We start from the raw sequence: 13,482 nt of genomic DNA, 5'->3' as shown, positions 1-13,482 counted from the left end.
CTTGTCAGAACTACTATCGAACAACATTTATATGCAGCGTGCCGAAAGAAGGTGGTCACAGCAGCATCTAGCCGATCTAGTCGGTGTGAGTAGACAGACCATCCTCTCACTTGAAGCGAATCGCTACAATCCTTCCTTAGTTTTAGCATTTCGCATTGCAGAGGTTTTCGGGGTGGGGATTGAAGACGTATTTCAGTACCGACCTCAACAGCCGAAAGGGGATGAGTGATCTGTTTATGACGTATTTGCTGCCAGCCGCTTTGTTTATCTTCTTTTTGTCCAGCTTGTACTTTTTGCTTGTTTTTCCTCGGGAAAAGGATGAACGCTACAATTTAATTATGATGTATTCTTTCAAGTACGCTTACTATGCCTTGATGGCGATGTTACTCGCAACATTTATTTTTTCTGAATTATTGAATTTTGAAGTCGTCAATGCATACTTTACTGAAGCAATTCTGGTCGATCTGCTTATATCTCATCTCGCCTTTACACTAACGGCCATCATTTTAAATAAAAGGATGTAGGTGATGATGGGATGAGCATGCAACCAGTTCTTGCTGTTAATCAGGTGACTAAAAAAATGGGCAACGAGCAGATTATTCGCTCGGTTTCCTTTAACATTGAGCGAGGTGCAGTATTCGGACTAATCGGGGAAAACGGTGCAGGCAAAACAACAACCCTCGGGATGATCTGCGGGCTGATTAGACCAACCTCCGGCTCCGTATATATTGAAGGGATTCCCGTGACTTCAAGGCGAAAACATGTGCTCAGACAGGTTGGTGCGTTAATTGAAGAACCTCAGTTCTACAAGTACCTGACCGGGATGGAGCATCTGCTTTACGGAAGTCGTCTGTACGGTAAAGTCACAACCGAGCGTCTGGATGAGGTTCTTTCTTTGTTGAAAATGAAGGACTTTATCCACAAAAAAGTGGGACACTATTCGCTCGGGATGAAAAAACGACTTGCGATAGCTCAATGTCTACTGCATCGGCCTTCATTGCTGATCCTGGACGAACCAACTAATGGACTCGACCCGGGAGCCATGATTGAATTCCGTGAAATTGTTCAAAGCATTACAAGCAAATTTGAAATCTCCGTTCTAATTTCCAGTCACCACCTCAAAGAAATTGAATCGATATGTGACCAGTTTGGCTTGTTACAAAAGGGTGAGTTAACATTGCTTGGCGGTAACAAATCCAGTTCTGCCAATAGTGTTGTCTTTGTTATTGAAGCGAAGGAGCTTGATAAGGCTCTCACCCTGCTCCAACAACAGAACTACATTTTTGAGCCGAAGCTTTATGATCACGATAAGATCACATTTAAGATGGACCGTACTCACTATTCTTCACTGCTTATGCTGCTTAGCCAAGTCGAAGTGCAGTCGATAAAGGAAAAGTCGTTTGATTTAGAGGAGGCATATCTGGAATTGACCCGCGTGGATGAATGGGGTGGAAGTTGATGTTGGCATTGTTACAGGGTGAATGGTTGAAGATTCGGCGGCAGAAAGTGATATATCTGGTGCTTTCAGGACTTTTCGTGTTAACGCTTGTGCATGGGATATTTCAAGCGTTTCAACAACCTGCTGATCCGATACCGGAGGCGTGGCAACCAGCTTTGCAGAGTGAGTTGGCCCGATTGCAAGAAAAGCAGCCTGAGTTGAATCCGGGTACATTAATGTATGAGGTCAATCGAGAAAAAATCTTACTGTATCAATATCAGCTTGAGCATCAAATTCCGCCGGACAACAGCCAAAGCGCATGGAAATTCCTCTCCAGCAACAAGATGCTGCTGACGATTTCTGGATTGTATCTCATTACGATGTCTGCTTATATTGTAGCGTCTGAATACCAGCAGGGCACCGTCAAGTTTCTTTTCTTAAAGCCAGTGTCTCGTGTGTCCGTCATGGTAGCAAAATGGTTGATGATTTGTTTATTGATCTTGATAACTGTGGGCTTTTTTATGATCGTTTCGTTTCTAACCGGGCTTGTCCTATTCGGTAATTCCGGGCCAGCGGAAACTCTTGTGGTGGTGGGAGACGAGGTGATTGTTCAAAACGTAGCCTTGGCTACTCTCCGCTATTATTTTTTCTCAGTCTTAGGAATAGGCGTGTTGTGTGCAGTTGCATTTACGTTAGCTTGTGTGATAAGAAGTGTAGCCGTTGTCACGGCCATCTCGCTGTTTTTGTATTATTCGGGAGAGCTGGCAACCCGGCTATTGGCTGCCAGATTCGATGTGGCTAAATATTTATTATTTGCACATACGGATCTGAATGTGTACTTTGAAGGCAGGGCATTCGCCGAGGGAATGAGCATGCAGTTTTCATTAACGGTCCTGTTCATTTATTTACTCTTCTTTGCAGCCGTTGTATGGAGGAGTGTTCATCGAAAAGATGTTCCATTGTCTTAAAACATGAGACAGGAGCAGCTATCTTATGGGTAGCCGCTCTTTGTCTTATGAGTTAATCAAAAGTGAGGTCAGGTTATGTCCAAACATGATAATATGCTTGCCATTCTATGGATGTTAAACTCGGGAGAGAAGTGCACGGCGAAGCACATATCCGAAAAGTTAGAGATACATATAAGAACGGTTTATCGGTACATCGATGCACTATGTGCCAGTGGCGTCCCGATTATATCCGACACAGGACACAATGGTGGGTATAGTTTGCTGCACAATTTTATTAAATCTCCTCTATTATTTAGTATTGATGAAAAAAAGACATTGCTCCAAGCTGCTCAATTTGCCAAAGAAGCCGGATATCCTTCGAGTGAGACATTAGACAGTGCAACATCTAAGTTGAAAAGGTATTCAAATCAGGAGCAGGAGCGGTTACTAAGCGATCATTTAACCGGATTTGAAGTAATAAACCGTAAGGGGTACCCCGCTCTTCAGCCGGTTTTGCAGGAATTGGAATACGCTGTGGCTAAAGAATTGTCTGTCGAAATTTCTTATCGCAACAGTCATGAAGAGCATTCCTCTGATAGGGTCATAGACCCCTATGGCTTGGTTAATTGGAACAACAAATGGTACACCACTGCATTTTGCCATCTGCGTAATGAAATCCGCCGTTTTCGGGTAGATCGAATTATGAACATCACACGCACACCATTATCCTTTAAGCGTCCCCATGAATTTTCAGCTCGTAGTTTTTTTATGAAAAATCTGTTGCCAGATGTAGCGGATCAATCCGAATTCATTTCTTTTATTATTAGGGGCAGGGCAGAGTCACTGGATGATTTATGTATTCATTGGTTTCTGGAGCATCATCTGCAGGAGCGGACCTCAACACAAGCTATTTTTTTAATGGAGGAAAAAACACTGTACACACACATTCCGTATATCATTCTTCCCTATGGGAAATCCATTCAAGTTATAGAACCGCAGCGTTTGAAGAATAAACTTGTGGAGGTTGCTTCAGAGCTAATGGAATATTACCAAGAATAACACGTTCACTGACAGGAGTTGTCAGTGAACGTGTTTTATTATAAGAGCAAGCAGGCACCCATCACAGATGAAGACTGCTGTCACCGAATGAACTTTAAGAGGAGAGTTAAAAATGAATAGCAATAGTACAGTATATCTCTATGTGTTTGACACAATGGCCGATTGGGAAGTAGGTTATTTAACTGCCGAACTGAACTCTGGAAGATACTTTAGAAAAGGATTGGAAAGAGCAAAAGTAATTACTGTTGGAATGGAAAAAACACCAGTCACGACAATGGGTGGATTGAAAATTATACCTGATGTTATCGTACATGAATGCAACATTACAAGCATCGATGCACTGATTTTACCAGGTGGAAATACATGGACAGAAGCTGTTCACGGGCCCATATTAAAAATGGCCGAGATGTGTTTAAAGGAAGAAATAGTCGTTGGCGCAATTTGCGGTGCTACCTTGGGACTTGCTCAAGCAGGCCTGCTAAATTCACGTTGGCACACAAGCAATGACTTGGATTATCTTAAAATGGTGTGCCCTTCTTATACGGGAGAAGAATATTACAACAGGGAATTGGCTGTTACCGATGGGACATTGATCACTGCATCCGGAGTAGCTCCGTTAGAATTTACTAATGGTGTTTTAAAAAGGCTTGATGTATTTTCTGACAGGACATTAGACGCTTGGTATCATCTTAATAAAACGCATGAGCCTAAATATTTCTACGAACTAATGAGTTCGATCCAATGATTTATGATCTGGGTCAACTCGATATCCGAATACTTTCGGGTTTCTTGAGACACGGATAGGGGGCTGTCCCGATAACCGGGAGATTGCGATCAGCCTGACTTACAGGCGACAAAAAATGAGATGCGGGAACGCCTGCGTAGCGTGGAAGGATACACTCTTTCCTGTCGGCGCATGATCGAGCCTGAAAGCGTGTTTGGGCAGATCAAAAAAAAATCGGGGATTTTGAGGATTCCTACTTCGTGCTTGCAAAAAGAAGCCTCGAGACCGGGTGTTTTTGCCTTGCCCACAATCTGCTCAAAAAAGCGGGAATGGCGGAAAAACGCAAACGGGACCAGCAGGTAAACCGCTGCTTGGTCCCGTTTGGGCGTATCGCTGTTAGTTTTCTTCACCGATGTACGGTTTTAGTTTCTAGTTCATATCTTGCGTTTTCATCTTCATAAGTTCCTTGCGTCTCTTCTGTTGAAGCGCTTTCCTCCCGACAGTCCATTCTGATATGAGGAAGAGTAACCCCAACAGTGAATAAAGCATAAAGCTCAGGACACTTTCAAAGCGATCTGTAATCAACATCCATGTTGAGAATGCGATATAAGCCACGGGTATAACCGCTCCCCAAATAACATGATCTCGAGTTGATAATACATATTGAACAGCGAATACTCCGACAATGATGAATAGGTTGTATAGGTCAGTCATTGTTCATCTTTCCTCTCTGATTTATATTTTTCAATGATTAGTTTTGCGTCGTCTACACTTATCCGGTCATCGATTGATAAATTCTTAATGAATTTGATGAAATCTTCATTCTCTTCGGCTTCATTAACTTTTATTTTCTCGATTAATCGATCAAGCTTGATCCGAACTGTAGGATATGAAACTTCATATATCTTCGCGATCTCTTTCAGAGATCCAGAGTTGAGGACAAATTTTTTTATAAACTCCAGGTCCTCATTTTCCAAAGACAGCACCCAGTTGGGTAAATGTTTTCTCTCCATAATTTCCCTCCTTTTAGAATTATAATAACACATTATTGAATAAAGTTAAATTTTATTTTAATAATATTTATATTAAATAAAAATAAATATTAAATAAAATGAAATTCATATGCTTGGAGATATGTATGATTCTCTTTTTGGAGGAGCAGTAAGAATGTGCTTTTAGGGTGCTTTCATGTTGCATTAGAAGCAATATTACTGCATGTTATGATAAGGTAATATATTGAGCAAGAAACAGGACAAACATGAGATGAGTAAACTATGGAAAGGTAGGAAACCTCATGAGTGAAAAACACTGGCTTGTTGTGCAATACCCGCTCAAAAGTGCCAAGGGCAGCAAACGCGATCAGTGGTTAAAGGAGACGGTGATGGAATACCTGGAAGCCGCTCTGACCCGGAATGAGCTGGGAGAAGTGGATGGATGTGACCAAGGGAGCAGTATGGCTGATCCCCAAAAATATGTGATGAACATCTTTTGTATCGTGACGGATGAGGAGAGGGGCATAGCGCTGGTCAAAAAAGTATTGAGAGAGAGTCGGCTGGATTACACTCGTATTCAAATAGCTACTATGCCTTATGGCACAGAGGGAAGTTACACGCTGAAATATGCTTCCAAAAAGGGTGTTGCTGAATTTTCGCTTTAAGTCGCGAGACTGCGGCCAAAGCGCCGCTTCGGCACATCCACGCTAATAATCACTTGTCCTAATCCCTAACGTATTCAATCTGAGCCCACTAACGTAAACTAGCAATAAGCGATAAATATAGTTGAGGTTCCTCCAAAACCAGGCATATAATATACAATTGTATAAAATCTGAGGGAGTGTATACGCCCGGGAAAATTGAGCCGATGGGAGGGCCTGATGTTGAGAAGGAAGCTCCAGCTAAAGTTTCATTGGAGAGAGTTGATGCAGCGTAAGCCCAGAACACTTGCTTTTAAAATCCCCTTTGCGTACTTTGTCATTATTCTGCTAACGGTGGCGTTCAGTGCGCTGGTGCTGAATCGTATTTCGGAAAATGACGCGCAGCAGAAAATTAACGAAGCATCTCTGCAGACGATTACCTCCATCCAGACAAACGTGAATCTTATGATGGAGAATGTGAACAATTATTCGAAAATGATTTTCTCCGATCCCAATCTGCAAAACCTGCTTCGACAGGGCAATGTGTATTCCAATTTGCAGACACAATCCAAGGTCAGTGCATATTTGACTAATCTTATGCAAGCGGTTCCAATTATTGATTCCGTCTATATATACGACAATTCGGGGCATCGATTTTCGGTAGGGACACAGGAGTGGCCTGCTTTTCTCGAGGCGAATGTGAAGGATGCGCCATGGTATGAGCAGGCTTTGAAGTACAAAGGGCGGTATCTGCTTAGACTTAATGGTGGGGACAGCAGCGAAAACGAGGTTGAATCGGTAACGGTGGCTGACAAGGAAACAAACAGGAGCTCGAAAAACAATGATCGAGGCATTGTACAGCCTGGTAGAAGCAATCGTGATAACAATAGCGGGAATATCGGTGAAAACAGCAGTCCAAAAGGGAATAGCCCTCCAGCCGTTGGAATGAACGCGGAACAAGAAGATGATAAAGAGAGAATCGTCTCTTTTATACGTTTAATGCGTGATCTGGATGACACATCCCCGCTTGGCTTTCTGGTAATGAACATTAAAGAGAAATCCATTGCTCAGGCTTACGCCAATCTGCCTGCATCTGATTCGTTTCAGGTGGCTATTCTGGACGAGCATCAGCGAGTTATCGCAACCAATGCGGCCACAAACCTCGCTGGAAATACCGCTACAAACACGGCTTCCCAAGCCTCCACAGCTGCGGCTCAGAAGCAGGCGGGTATGCAGGAGATTTTACAGGCCAATCAGGCCAGGTTATCCCAAGCATTTCAGGAACAGCCCTCGGGCGTTGTGACACTGCATTCCGGCGGGCAGGATTACGCAGTAACCTATCTCTCCGCTGGTGGAAATCAGTGGAAATATATCAGCATGAGTCCATACCGTGCCACAGATACCCGTAACAAATCATTGGTGCTGCTTGCACTTATGCTGCTTGCGGTGAACGGGTCTGTCTTTTTCATCAGCTCCTTCATCATCTCTCGAAGTGTAATCAAGCCCATCCATAAACTGCTTCGGTCCATGCAGAAAGCACCAAGCGGTAATTTTCGCAAAGTCAAAGTGGAGCTGAACAGTTCCGAATTCGAACAGCTGTACAGCGGTTATAACCAGATGATCGAGCAGATTGAACAGATGCTGAAGCGTATTATTCAGGAGCAGCAGACGATCCGCCGAGCCGAGCTGAACACGCTTCAAGCGCAGATCAAGCCACATTTTCTATACAATACGCTGGATTCGATCACATCCCTGGCAATGTCGGGTTTGAACGACAAGGTATGCGAGATGCTGGAGGCGCTCGGAAGCTACTATCGGCTAAGTGTAAGCAAAGGTAATGAGGTGATTACACTGCATGAAGAGGTTGAGATTGTTCGTCATTATCTGACCATTCAGCAGGTACGTTATCCGGGTGTGTTTGAGGTGCAGTATGATATTGATCCTGGCTGCGAGCGGGTTATGATACCAAAGCTCGTACTCCAGCCACTGGTGGAAAATTCACTGTATCACGGCATTCGTGCCAAAGGCAGCTCGGGCATGATACGTATTCAGGCTCGGCAATCGGCAGATGCTGTCACACTAACACTTACTGACGATGGAGTGGGTATGTCCGAAGAACAAATGCAGCAGATCCAGCGTTCAGAAAAGCAAAGATCCTTTTGGCCAATGCTCAAGCCATCGCAATCTGGCACCAACAGTTCCATTCAGGACTCTTCTGTCTCGACTTCTGCCTCCAAATCGGACGCTAATGTGAATGCGAGCTTTGGCCTGTGGGGAACGATGGAGCGGCTGCGTATTTATTATGATCGTGAAGATGTAATGAAGCTTGAGAGTGAGTCTGGAAAAGGAACCACCATAACCATTACCATCCCGAAGGGAGAAGGTGCACCATGGAATCATTAAAAGTATTGATTGTGGATGACGAGTACCTCATCCGAAATCTGCTACGGATGCGCATCGACTGGCAGCAGCAGGGCATGCAGATTATTGGCGAAGCCTCTGATGCTGCGGAGGCTCTGGAGCAGGTAGAGCAGCTGCATCCAGACATCGTGTTCACGGATATTTATATGCCCAAGATGGACGGCATTGAGCTGAGCGAGCGGATTCTGGAGTGTTATCCGAACATCAAAATCGTAGTGGTGACGGGACATGATGAATTTGAATATGCACGTCAGAGCGTGAAGCTGGGCATATCCGATTTTATTTTGAAACCGATCCGGGCCTCCGAGTTATTGCAGGTTACCGCCAAGCTGCGAGCATCCATTAAGCAGGAGAGAGGGCGAGAAATTGAACTGGTGAAGCTGCGGGAGGAGATGGAGCGCAGTCTGCCGTATCTCAAGGAGCGATTTGTGAATCAGTGGCTGCAGGGGGCGCTGCATGAAGAAGAGGTACGTGAGCAGATGCGTTTTTTCGACATTTCCATCCCGTCAGGCATGCCGGAATCTCAAATAGCTGTAATCGAGATCGATGCCCCTGTCCATCCATATGTCACAGAGGAGATCCCGATCATGCTGCGTTTGCAGGGTTTACAGCACGTCCAGGCCTACTACCATGAGAATCCGCACATCATTATCGTGAATGACACACATAACCGCATTGTCACCCTCTCGATCGCCTCTCAAGACAGTCTTGTTGCTCAGATGGAGCTTCTCCAGGAGAAACTGCAGCATTCGCTTGCCCTCGAAGGCATTGCAGTACAAGTAACGGTCGGGATCGGACAGGAGCATGCCGGGTGGGAGGGGGTCTGTACGGCGTATCGGGAGGCTTGTCGGGCGCTGGAATACCAGGCATTTGCGGGGAAAAATCAGGTCATTTGCTTCGAGGATCTCGTGATGGACGGACGCAATCACAATCAGCCCTATCGCTCCGACACCAGCCTGCTTCAGCAGCTGCAATTTTGTGTCAGTGTAGGTGCGGGGGAAGAGGCACTGTCTCTGCTCGCCAAAATCCTCGCTGCTCCATTCTCCAATGTGGCGCAGTTTCGCATGGCTGCCATGGATGTAATTACGGAATGCCAGCGCGCCGCGATGGAGCAGCAGCTTGAGGGAGAGCAGGTGTTTAACAAGGAAGCTGTAGCCATGATGCTGACGGCAGAGCATCTGCCCGACCTGAAAATGCTGCTGGAGCAGCATGTCCGCACCATAGCGGATGCGATTCAGTCGAAACGTCAAGCGAGGGAAGGCAATCTGATTGATCAGGTCAAGGCATACCTTGAAGAGCAGATGGGCAATGCAGATGTGGGGCTGTCGAGCACAGCGGCGGCTTTTTACGTAAGTCCGGGTCATTTGGGGCGGCTGATGAAAAAAGAAACCGGGCAGACGTTTGTTGAATATTTAACGCAGCTGCGCATGAAGAAGGCAGAGTCGCTGCTGAAGCAGACCGATCTGAAGGGGTATGAGATCGGGGAGCAGGTAGGCATCCCGGACCCGCATTATTTCAGCGTGTTGTTCAAAAAACAGTTCGGCCGCTCCATGAATGAGTATCGGAACGTCAAGAGTTAGTGCTATCCGCACTCCGCAATTTGGTCGCGCTTTCATACATGTTTGAATATTACAAAGTGATGCCTGTTTTCTAAATGGAGCACACTGCACACGTTTACTAAAATGTGGATATATAGAGTCGAGCTACTTGTTTACACATCAACGGAGAGGACAGAAAAAACCTGCAGAAGCGGAGCGTTCGCCTTTATCACCGGATTTTACCCTTTCTAAAAGGGAGTCAAAAAAATCTGGGGATAACAGTGATCGAAAGGTTATTCTGTCATCGGAGTGTACGTGTAAATATTTGAGTTCAACTCTATTAGAACCAACAAAAAGATCAGGGAGGTCATATGATGAAAGCGCTATTAAAGAAATCTTTACATCTGTTTCTGGCTCTGGGGCTTGCGGGAAGTCTGGTGGCATGCTCGTCTGGATCAAGCGGCGGGTCGCAGGGAGAAAGCAATGGCAAAATCAAGCTGACACTGTGGGATCAATCCGTTGGTACAACAGACCCGTCAGCCAAGCTGCTGCCCGAGATTGTGGAGAAATGGAACAGCGAGCATCCCGACATCCAGGTTGAACGTACAGGCACCACAGGAGAGCAATATAAAACCAAGGTGAAAACCTCCATCGCGGCAGGTGAGGCGCCAGACCTGTTTTACGGAATGGGTGGGGGCAGCTTTATGCAGCCTTATATCAAATCCGGCAACATACTCGAGATTACGGAATATCTGACAGACGATATCAAGGAGCGAATGGGCCCAGGGATGGCAGAGGCGATTAACATGGATGGCAAAATATACACGCTGCCTGTGTACACACACATCGCTAATCTTTACGTGAATACGGACCTGTTTGACAAGGCGGGGGCCAAAATTCCGACTACATATAACGAGCTGCTGGATGCCGTCAGCAAGCTGAAGGCGGCGGGAATTACGCCGGCTGTCATTGGTGAGAAGGATCGCTGGCCGGGCATGTATTGGTATGACATTATTGCGATGCGTCAAGCAGGTAATGCCGCGGTAATGGAGGCCTTCAAAGACCCGTCCAAGTGGGATTCCCCGGACTTTGTGGCAGCCGCCACCAAAATGCAGCAGCTCGCTAAGGCTGGAGCGTTCAACAGCAGCATGTTCAGTATGAGCTATGACGAGATGCTGGGGGCATTTAACGCTGGCAATGGAGCGATGATGTTTCAGGCCAACTGGGTGAATGCAGGCATTGAAGACCCTTCGTCTTCGGCGGTAAAAGGCAAGGTGAAGGTCATCCCGTTCCCGGTATTTGAGGATGGCAAAGGCACCAATACCGAAATCTTCGGCGGAGCGGTCGATGGATTCTACATCAGTCAGACGACTCAACATCCGAAGGAAGCCGTGGAATTTCTCATGTATCTGAGCGAGCAACTGGGTACGCAAGGTTTCCTGGCAGGAGCCGGACTGCCAAGCTGGAAGACGGATTCTCTCGATACGTCCAGCCTGTCCTCTCTCGACCTGTCTGCTGCCGACATTATGAAAACGGCAACCTCATTCATCGCCTGGTGGGATAACATCCTGCCTGCCGAATCGGCCGAAGCACATAAAAACTTGATCGCACAACTGTTGGCTGGTGATGTAACGCCAGAGGAGTTCTGCAAGCAAATGGCGCAGCTGAAGCCAACGGAGCTAAGTCTGTAGGTTAAACGGGCAAGCAAGTATATGCTTATGCTGCGTGCGCGTCCTTCCGAATTCCCTACGAAGTTCGAATGCAAATACATCTTGTAAACTGGCTCTCTCTGCCACCTTCTAGTAATCAAAATAAAGCCCAAACGAGGCGTGGTCCGGGAGTTCCCGGTCACGCCTTTGAGAGGAGAAGAGTAATGAACGCTGTATTTTCCAATAAAGGCACGATTGCTGTTTTCGTCCTGCCCACACTGATTCTGTTCTGCGGTATTGTGCTGATTCCGATTTTCATCTCCAGCTATTACAGTCTGCTCGATTGGAACGGGGTAGGAAAGGGCACATTTATCGGGCTGGACAACTATGTAGAGATGTTCAAGGATACCCGGGTGCTCAACTCGATCAAAAATTCCCTGCTCTTTGCAGGTGCCTCTGTATTCATTCAGTTGCCTATATCACTGGTGCTGGCGCTGATTCTGGCCTCCAACGTGAAGGGGGAGGGCTTTTACCGGACGGTATATTTCATTCCTGTATTGATCTCCACGGTGGTCATTGCTCAGCTTTGGTCCAAAATCTACAATGCGGACTACGGGCTGCTGAACGTCCTGCTGCAGAACATCGGTCTATCCAGCTGGGCGCAGGATTGGCTCGGACAGAAGCATACAGCCTTGACGGCTTCGTTCATTCCTACACTGTGGCAGTATATGGGATATCATATGCTGCTTATGTACGCAGGAGCGAAATCTGTATCCCAGGATGTGCTCGAGGCGGCCCGCATGGACGGTGCTTCCCGTATACGTGTGGCCTGGTCCATTATGATTCCGCTGATGAAGCCGATTCTCAAGGTATGTCTCGTATTTTCGGTCATCGGTGCATTCAAAGTGTTTGACCTGATCTATGTCCTGACAGGCGGCGGTCCATTCTACAGCACAGAGGTGCCAAGCACGCTGATGTACAGCACGATTTTTGACATGTTCCGGTACGGATACGGCAGTGCCATTTCAGTATTTATCATTGTGGAATGTCTGGTGTGCACCATTCTCATTAATTCATTGTTCAAGACAGAGTAGAGGAGGGAAGAAGATGAGTACCCTTAATGTGATGCTGCAAAAAAAGCCCCGACCTCAGCGCTCCATCACCGGAGCCATCGGCAAAGTGCTGCTGCAGGCGTGTCTGATGCTGATCGCCTTCATTCAGATTTATCCGCTGATCTGGCTGGCGCTGTTTTCCTTGAAGGATAACAGTGAAATTTTCAGCGGGGATGTGGTCGGGCTGCCCAAAGCTTTTCTGTGGAGTAATTATAGCAGGGCGCTGTCTGACGGGCATGTACTGAACTATTTTATGAATAGTGTGCTGGTTACGGTGGTGTCCATTATTCTCGTGCTGATTCTGTCCTCGATGACGGGATATGCGATTACAAGAATGAACTGGAAGCTGAGCGGGCTGACGATGACGCTGATTCTGCTGGGTATGATGGTGCCGATTCATGCGGCGCTGCTGCCGCTGTTTATTATTTTGAAAAACCTGAGTCTGCTCAATAGCTATTGGGCGCTCATTATCCCCTATGTGGCCTTCGGTATTCCGATGGCGGTATTCATTCTGGGCAGTTTTTTCAAAGGCATTCCGCGAGAGATGGAAGAGTCTGCTGTCATGGATGGGTGCGGCATATACCGCACATTTTTCTCTATTATTCTTCCGCTCGTAACCCCGGCAATCTCCACGGTAGCGATTTTTACGTTTTTGTCGTGCTGGAATGAGCTGATGTTTGCAGTAACGTTTATTAACAATACAGCTTATCAGACGCTGACGGTGGGCATGATGTCCATGGTCGGAACGTACATTACGCAGTGGGGCATCATCGGAGCGGGTCTAATGATTACAACGGTGCCAACGGTGGTAATCTACCTGCTGCTGAATAAACAGGTGCAGAAGAGCATGATTGCAGGTGCAATCAAGGGGTAGCTCTAAGGGTGCCTTCAATGTTCTGTCATCACCGTGTCCGTGTACACATGTTCAACTTTTTATGGACTAGACCCGGGCTTTGGGCCA

General features: G+C 46.4%; 14 protein-coding genes. 13 read left to right on the top strand and 1 reads right to left on the bottom strand.

The genetic code is table 11. The annotated features are described in order from the left end of the window. The first annotated feature begins 31 nt into the window (after positions 1–31). From ACQSGY_RS23460 to ACQSGY_RS23430, 7 genes are all read left to right on the top strand, one after another. Entirely contained in the window at positions 32–229 is a 198-nt protein-coding gene (locus ACQSGY_RS23460; RefSeq protein WP_427181188.1) for a helix-turn-helix transcriptional regulator, read from the top strand. A gap of 7 nt (positions 230–236) precedes the next feature. Continuing rightward, positions 237–524, top strand: coding sequence for a hypothetical protein (locus ACQSGY_RS23455; RefSeq protein ID WP_427181119.1), 288 nt, complete (start codon positions 237–239; stop codon positions 522–524). Between the two features lie 11 nt (positions 525–535). Next, entirely contained in the window at positions 536–1,459 is a 924-nt protein-coding gene (locus ACQSGY_RS23450; RefSeq protein WP_427181117.1) for an ABC transporter ATP-binding protein, read from the top strand. Further along, positions 1,459–2,406, top strand: a complete 948-nt coding sequence (locus ACQSGY_RS23445) for an ABC transporter permease (RefSeq protein WP_427181115.1) — start codon at positions 1,459–1,461, stop codon at positions 2,404–2,406. Before ACQSGY_RS23450 ends, ACQSGY_RS23445 begins: the two co-directional genes overlap by 1 nt. Positions 2,407–2,481: 75 nt before the next feature. Continuing rightward, a complete protein-coding gene (locus ACQSGY_RS23440; protein WP_427181114.1) occupies positions 2,482–3,444 on the top strand; it encodes a helix-turn-helix transcriptional regulator in 963 nt (320 codons plus the stop codon). A gap of 112 nt (positions 3,445–3,556) precedes the next feature. Continuing rightward, the gene (locus ACQSGY_RS23435; protein WP_427181112.1) at positions 3,557–4,189 is read left to right on the top strand and encodes a type 1 glutamine amidotransferase family protein; all 633 of its coding nucleotides are present in this window, start codon (positions 3,557–3,559) and stop codon (positions 4,187–4,189) included. Between the two features lie 120 nt (positions 4,190–4,309). Next, positions 4,310–4,531, top strand: a complete 222-nt coding sequence (locus ACQSGY_RS23430; protein ID WP_427181111.1) for a hypothetical protein — start codon at positions 4,310–4,312, stop codon at positions 4,529–4,531. A 347-nt stretch (positions 4,532–4,878) separates the two neighbouring features. Here the strand turns inward: ACQSGY_RS23430 and ACQSGY_RS23425 are convergent, their stop codons facing one another. Continuing rightward, positions 4,879–5,181 carry a DUF2089 family protein gene (locus tag ACQSGY_RS23425; protein WP_427181109.1) on the bottom strand — a complete coding sequence of 101 codons (303 nt, stop codon included), beginning with the start codon at positions 5,179–5,181 and terminating at the stop codon, positions 4,879–4,881. 281 nt (positions 5,182–5,462) lie between these two features. Here ACQSGY_RS23425 and ACQSGY_RS23420 point away from each other — a divergent pair, with 281 nt between their 5' ends. The 6 genes from ACQSGY_RS23420 (at position 5,463) to ACQSGY_RS23395 (ending at position 13,395) form a co-directional block, all read left to right on the top strand. Next, a complete protein-coding gene (locus ACQSGY_RS23420; protein WP_426333864.1) occupies positions 5,463–5,825 on the top strand; it encodes a hypothetical protein in 363 nt (120 codons plus the stop codon). Positions 5,826–6,086: 261 nt separating this feature from the next. Continuing rightward, complete coding sequence (locus ACQSGY_RS23415) at positions 6,087–8,204, top strand: cache domain-containing sensor histidine kinase (RefSeq protein ID WP_427181107.1); 2,118 nt, start codon at positions 6,087–6,089, stop codon at positions 8,202–8,204. Further along, a complete protein-coding gene (locus tag ACQSGY_RS23410) occupies positions 8,192–9,802 on the top strand; it encodes a response regulator (RefSeq protein WP_427181105.1) in 1,611 nt (536 codons plus the stop codon). Before ACQSGY_RS23415 ends, ACQSGY_RS23410 begins: the two co-directional genes overlap by 13 nt. Positions 9,803–10,131: 329 nt before the next feature. Beyond that, positions 10,132–11,451 (top strand): extracellular solute-binding protein, encoded by a 1,320-nt coding sequence (locus tag ACQSGY_RS23405; protein ID WP_427181103.1) that lies wholly within the window; start codon positions 10,132–10,134, stop codon positions 11,449–11,451. Positions 11,452–11,633: 182 nt separating this feature from the next. Next, positions 11,634–12,503 carry a carbohydrate ABC transporter permease gene (locus tag ACQSGY_RS23400; protein ID WP_145405812.1) on the top strand — a complete coding sequence of 290 codons (870 nt, stop codon included), beginning with the start codon at positions 11,634–11,636 and terminating at the stop codon, positions 12,501–12,503. A gap of 13 nt (positions 12,504–12,516) precedes the next feature. Beyond that, positions 12,517–13,395 carry a carbohydrate ABC transporter permease gene (locus ACQSGY_RS23395; protein WP_206098645.1) on the top strand — a complete coding sequence of 293 codons (879 nt, stop codon included), beginning with the start codon at positions 12,517–12,519 and terminating at the stop codon, positions 13,393–13,395. Positions 13,396–13,482 lie beyond the last annotated feature (87 nt).

Source organism: Paenibacillus sp. TC-CSREp1 (genome assembly GCF_050171015.1).
GTDB classification, from domain to species: domain Bacteria; phylum Bacillota; class Bacilli; order Paenibacillales; family Paenibacillaceae; genus Paenibacillus; species Paenibacillus silvae.
This window is presented reverse-complemented; position numbering and strand designations above follow the sequence as displayed.